The sequence below is a fragment of the Psychrobacter piechaudii genome, from assembly GCF_900162825.1.
Classification (GTDB): domain Bacteria; phylum Pseudomonadota; class Gammaproteobacteria; order Pseudomonadales; family Moraxellaceae; genus Psychrobacter; species Psychrobacter piechaudii.
Map to the genome: position 1 here is coordinate 1 of NZ_FUGE01000064.1, position 4630 is coordinate 4630.

A 4630-nucleotide genomic window follows, 5' to 3' on the forward strand; every position below is an offset into this window, starting at 1 on the left:
GAATAAGAGGATGGACTTGTGCTGAGTGTGGCACATGGCATGATAGAGATATCAATGCTGCTAAGAACATCCTTGCGGTCGGGCTTGACCGTCTAGCTGTAGGAATCCCCTCGGTTTAGCGAGGGGAGGAGGTCAATGAGTTATATAGTAAAAACCAATAAGCCAAAGAGACCAATTTATGACCAAAATCGCACTTTTAGACTACGGCATGGGCAACCTGCATTCTGCCAGCAAGGCATTATCGGCAGTGGGGGCTGAGGTGTCGATTACCAATGATCCCAAGATCATTCGTGCGGCGGATAAAATCGTATTCCCAGGCGTTGGGGCAATGCGCGATTGTATGGCTCAAATGCGCGAGCAGGGCATTGATAAGGTAGTGCAAGAAGCTGCGTTTAACAAGCCAGTCATGGCTATCTGTGTCGGTATGCAGGCGCTATTTAACGAATCATTGGAGTTTGAGCATACTCAATGCTTAGACATCGTTTCCGGTCAAGTTAAAAAGTTTGATCCGAGTTGGACAGATGAGCAGGGAGCCACCATTAAGATTCCGCATATGGGCTGGAATACCATCTCTGGTATGGATCGTAGCCACCCCCTTTGGCAGGGTATTGATGAGCACGCTCATTTCTACTTTGTACACAGCTACTACTGTGCTCCTGAAGATAGCTCGGTAACGGCTGCCGTTTGTGATTATGGTCAGCCCTTTTGTGCCAGCATCCTAAAAGAAAATCTTTTTGCTACTCAGTTTCACCCTGAAAAGAGCCACAAAGATGGGCTACAGCTCTTGAAGAACTTTGTTGAGTGGCAGATTTAAGGGTTATTAAGCTTTTGCTTTTTTTAATTAGCCCAATAATCAAAACCGCGATTAGCTCAAGCCAGTCGCGGTTTTTTGTAGAGCACAGTTTAAATTGGCTTAACTAGTATTTCATTAAAACAAACAACACCAACAAAGCCTAACCCTACCGTTAGTTTTGTCGCCTATACTGAGACTTTATTTTGGGTCGTTTAGAGTCTTGAAAGACGGTACTGCATTTGTTGTGTAATAATTTTGGAGTCAAAATTGGTTGGGTTTCAACAGTTTAAAATATATGTCACTGATTTTACGGGATTAGATCGAGATTCTCTGCATATCTATGTCGGGATAGGGGTGTTCTTATTTAGCCTGTTGGTAACACGACCCTTTGTGCAACGTCAGCTAACTCGGCTTAATATTGCGCTAGTGATGGTTACCTGCTTTGCGCTTTTAGGCGAGTATTTAGATTTAAGTCACAATTACCCCAATATCACTGGTGAACATCTAAGGCTCAGTATTCACGATATTATTAATACCTGCTTTTGGCCGTATGTGCTGTATGCGGTGAATCGCTGGACTTCCTTGTTTGATAAGCATAGTTAGCGAGTCATAGTAAGTTACTAAAAATAGTAAGTTAATAAAAATAGCAGTTTAATTTAAGTGCTAAATCCTATACTTTAAGGGAAGCTTCTTTTATTTTAAGAAGTTTTTCATTTTAAATAATATATCAAGGATGAGATATGACACAGCAAACCGCAACGAATACCTCAGTAGCCACACAACCAGATCCGTTAGTTATCCGCCAGGACAGCAGTGATAATAGCGGTGTGGTGACCCTGACCTTAAACAACCCCAAACAATTTAATGCTTTATCGGTGGCCTTGCTTACTGCCCTGCAAAAAGAGCTGGATGAGATTAAAAAAGACAACTCCATTCTAGTGGTGGTGATTGCCGCAGAAGGCAAAGCCTTTTGTGCCGGTCACAATCTAAAAGAGATGCGCGCCCATTCTGAGAGAGAATTTCATCAGGCCCTGTTTAATCAGTGCAGTCAGATGATGCTGACCCTAAACCGTATGCCTCAAGTTGTCATTGCCAAAGTGCAAGGCATTGCTACCGCAGCAGGGTGCCAGTTGGTGGCCTCGTGTGATTTAGCAGTGGCCTCACGTACCGCTAAGTTTGCCACCTCGGGCATTAATGTGGGGCTATTTTGTTCTACGCCTGCAGTGGCGGTCAGTCGCAATCTATCCCCCAAACTGGCTTTTGAGATGCTGATTACTGGTGAGTTTATCGATGCCGAGACAGCGGCGGCACAAGGTTTAATTAACCGAGTGGCAGAGCCTGAGCAGCTAGACAATGAACTGCAGGCGTTGATCCAAGCCATTATCAGCAAATCTCCTGTGGCCACAGCCACCGGTAAGCAGATGTTCTATAACCAGCTAAGTATGAGCTTGCCAGACGCTTATGACTATGCCAGCCAAGTTATGGTTGATAATATGATGGCAGATGATGTGGCTGAAGGTATCGATGCTTTTGTTGAGAAGCGCCAAGCGGTGTGGCAAGGGCATTAAGGCGCCGAACGAGTAACTAACTGATGAAATTAAATGACCCAGCCTAATACTTTGTTTTGGCTGAGTTTTTTATTGCCTTTTCTATGAAGACTTAGTCGTTTTTTTTTGATGCTGGCTTTATTGTTTCTTTTTATTTATAATCATTCAAACTATAAGTTATGACAAGGATGATTATGACTACTCCCTTTTATTTAAAACTTGGTAAGCTCTCTGAAACCAACGTTCAACAGTTGGCTCCTTCTTTTTTGAATATTCCCGAAAACGAGTATAAAGACGGCGATTATCGTTTGCGTCGTTATAGCGCTTTTACTTTCAGTGGCAATAAAGTTAATAAACTGCCTTACCGCTCTTTTAAGCAATCTAGTGAACTCAATAAGTTTCAGGGCGATATCGCGCGTGAGTATCCTGATATCGAAGCGTCTTGCTATGAAAGTGATGCCTTTCAAGAGATGTTTGCTCAGTTTTATACCAATGCGGAACTTCCTGTAGACACAGAGGTTGAGGTGCATCAGCTACGTATGCGTGCTAAGCCCAACCAAACCATTGCTATTGCCCCAGAAGGGGTGCATCAAGATGGTTTTAATCGTATTGGTATGTTCTTCGTTAATTATGAAAATTTAACGGGTGGTGAGCTGTATGTGCATGAAACGCAAGACAGCAAACCTATGCTGGATCACCTATTTAAAGAGGGTGAGTTTCTAGTATTAAATGATGCACTTTTTTGGCACAGTGCCAATGAGGTACAGGCCAATCAAGAAACCGGCTATTTTGATATGTTTGTCATCACCGGTGACAAGATTAAGTAGCGGTTCAAGTCGCTGTCATTTAAATGCATAACAAGGATTGCTTATGCCCTTTAATATTAACGCCATTCGCCAACAGTTCCCTGCACTCAATCAAAGTGTAGATGGCAAAACGCCTATCTTTTTTGATGGGCCAGGCGGATCGCAAACCACCAAAACCACCCTTAATGCAATTCGTGATTATTTCGCTTTTTATAATGCTAACTTGGGCTCTAATTTCTTTTCTGGGGTCAAAACCACCGAAGTAATGCAGCAGGCTAGAGAGGCTGTGGCAGCTTTAGTGAATGCTCCCTCAGCAGATACTATTTCATTTGGTGGCTCAGCAACGATGCTGATGTTTAACTTTAGCCGTGCCATTGGTCGTGACTGGCAGGAAGGTGACGAAATTATCATTACAGCCGCCGATCACTATTCTAATGTCTCTTCATGGAAGCACATTGCCAAAGACAAAGGGGTGACGGTACATCAAATCGCTGTTGATGAACAAACTTTTGAGATTGACTACGACGAGCTGGCCAGCAAAATTGATAACAACACCAAGTTGATTGCCTTTACTTATGCCTCAAATACATTGGGTAGTGTGCTTGATGCTAAACGTATCATTGAGATGGCAAAGTCAGTAGGGGCCTTAACCTTTATTGATGCGGTGCATTATGCCCCTCATTTCTCAATTGACGTGCAACAATTAGATTGCGATTTTTTGGTGTTGTCTGCTTATAAATTTACCGGACCTCATGTAGCGGCTATCTATGCCAAAACTGAACATCTAGAAGGGTTAACGCCTTATAAAGTAGAGCCCGCCACTGAAGTTGCCCCGAACCGCTGGGAACAGGGTACTCAGAATTTTGAAGGCTTGGCGGGTATGACCGCTGCCATTGAATACTTGGCCTCGTTATCAGGTCAAGAGCTAGCAGATAGCCCTTTACGTGATCGTTTAGAGACTGCTTTTGATAACATCAAATCTTATGAGCAAACCTTGTCTGCTCACTTCTTAGATAAACTAAAAGCGATCGAAGGGGTAACGCTCTATGGTAAAAAAAGTATAGAGGGCCGTAGTCCAACCTTTGCCTTTAGACTGCCCAAAGGGACGCCTGCAGAGTTTGCAGACTTTTGTGCCAAGCGAGTCGTGGGGGTTGGTGCCGGTAACTTCTATGCGCAAGGCCTATGCGAACAGTTGGGTATTATGGAAGACGGCGGTGTGATCCGTGCCGGTTGTCTGCACTACAATACCATCGAAGAAATAGATGTGTTATTTGATTTGATAGATGAATTTTTGAATGCATAAAAAAAGCCCAACCAATGGTTGTAATGCCAGTCAGTTAAGGCAAAAACTCAATAAAAGTAATAAAATAGCCCATCTAATAAGTAGATGGGCTATTTTACTATGAGACTACAAGACGCTATTAATGAGACGCATAAAAGGATTCCAGACACCCTAGAACAATTTAGTGAATTAATAGATCCTG

General features: G+C 43.1%; 6 protein-coding genes. All 6 read left to right on the plus strand.

All coding sequences use genetic code 11. The features are described 5' to 3' along the window. Positions 1-119 (plus strand): zinc ribbon domain-containing protein (locus tag A1019T_RS02330; RefSeq protein WP_143514067.1); only part of this gene is annotated, 119 nt, incomplete at its 5' end. Between the two features lie 59 nt (positions 120-178). Next, positions 179-814: an imidazole glycerol phosphate synthase subunit HisH gene (gene hisH, locus A1019T_RS02335; protein WP_077450247.1), complete on the plus strand. Its 636-nt coding sequence runs from the start codon at positions 179-181 to the stop codon at positions 812-814. A gap of 246 nt (positions 815-1060) precedes the next feature. Further along, a complete protein-coding gene (locus A1019T_RS02340) occupies positions 1061-1396 on the plus strand; it encodes a hypothetical protein (protein ID WP_077450248.1) in 336 nt (111 codons plus the stop codon). Between the two features lie 137 nt (positions 1397-1533). Then, entirely contained in the window at positions 1534-2361 is an 828-nt protein-coding gene (locus A1019T_RS02345) for an enoyl-CoA hydratase (RefSeq protein ID WP_077450249.1), read from the plus strand. 173 nt (positions 2362-2534) lie between these two features. Further along, the gene (locus A1019T_RS02350) at positions 2535-3167 is read left to right on the plus strand and encodes a 2OG-Fe dioxygenase family protein (protein WP_167366831.1); all 633 of its coding nucleotides are present in this window, start codon (positions 2535-2537) and stop codon (positions 3165-3167) included. 43 nt (positions 3168-3210) lie between these two features. Next, on the plus strand, positions 3211-4449 hold the full coding sequence (locus A1019T_RS02355) for a cysteine desulfurase-like protein (protein ID WP_077450251.1): 1239 nt from the start codon (positions 3211-3213) through the stop codon (positions 4447-4449). Positions 4450-4630: the final 181 nt, after the last annotated feature.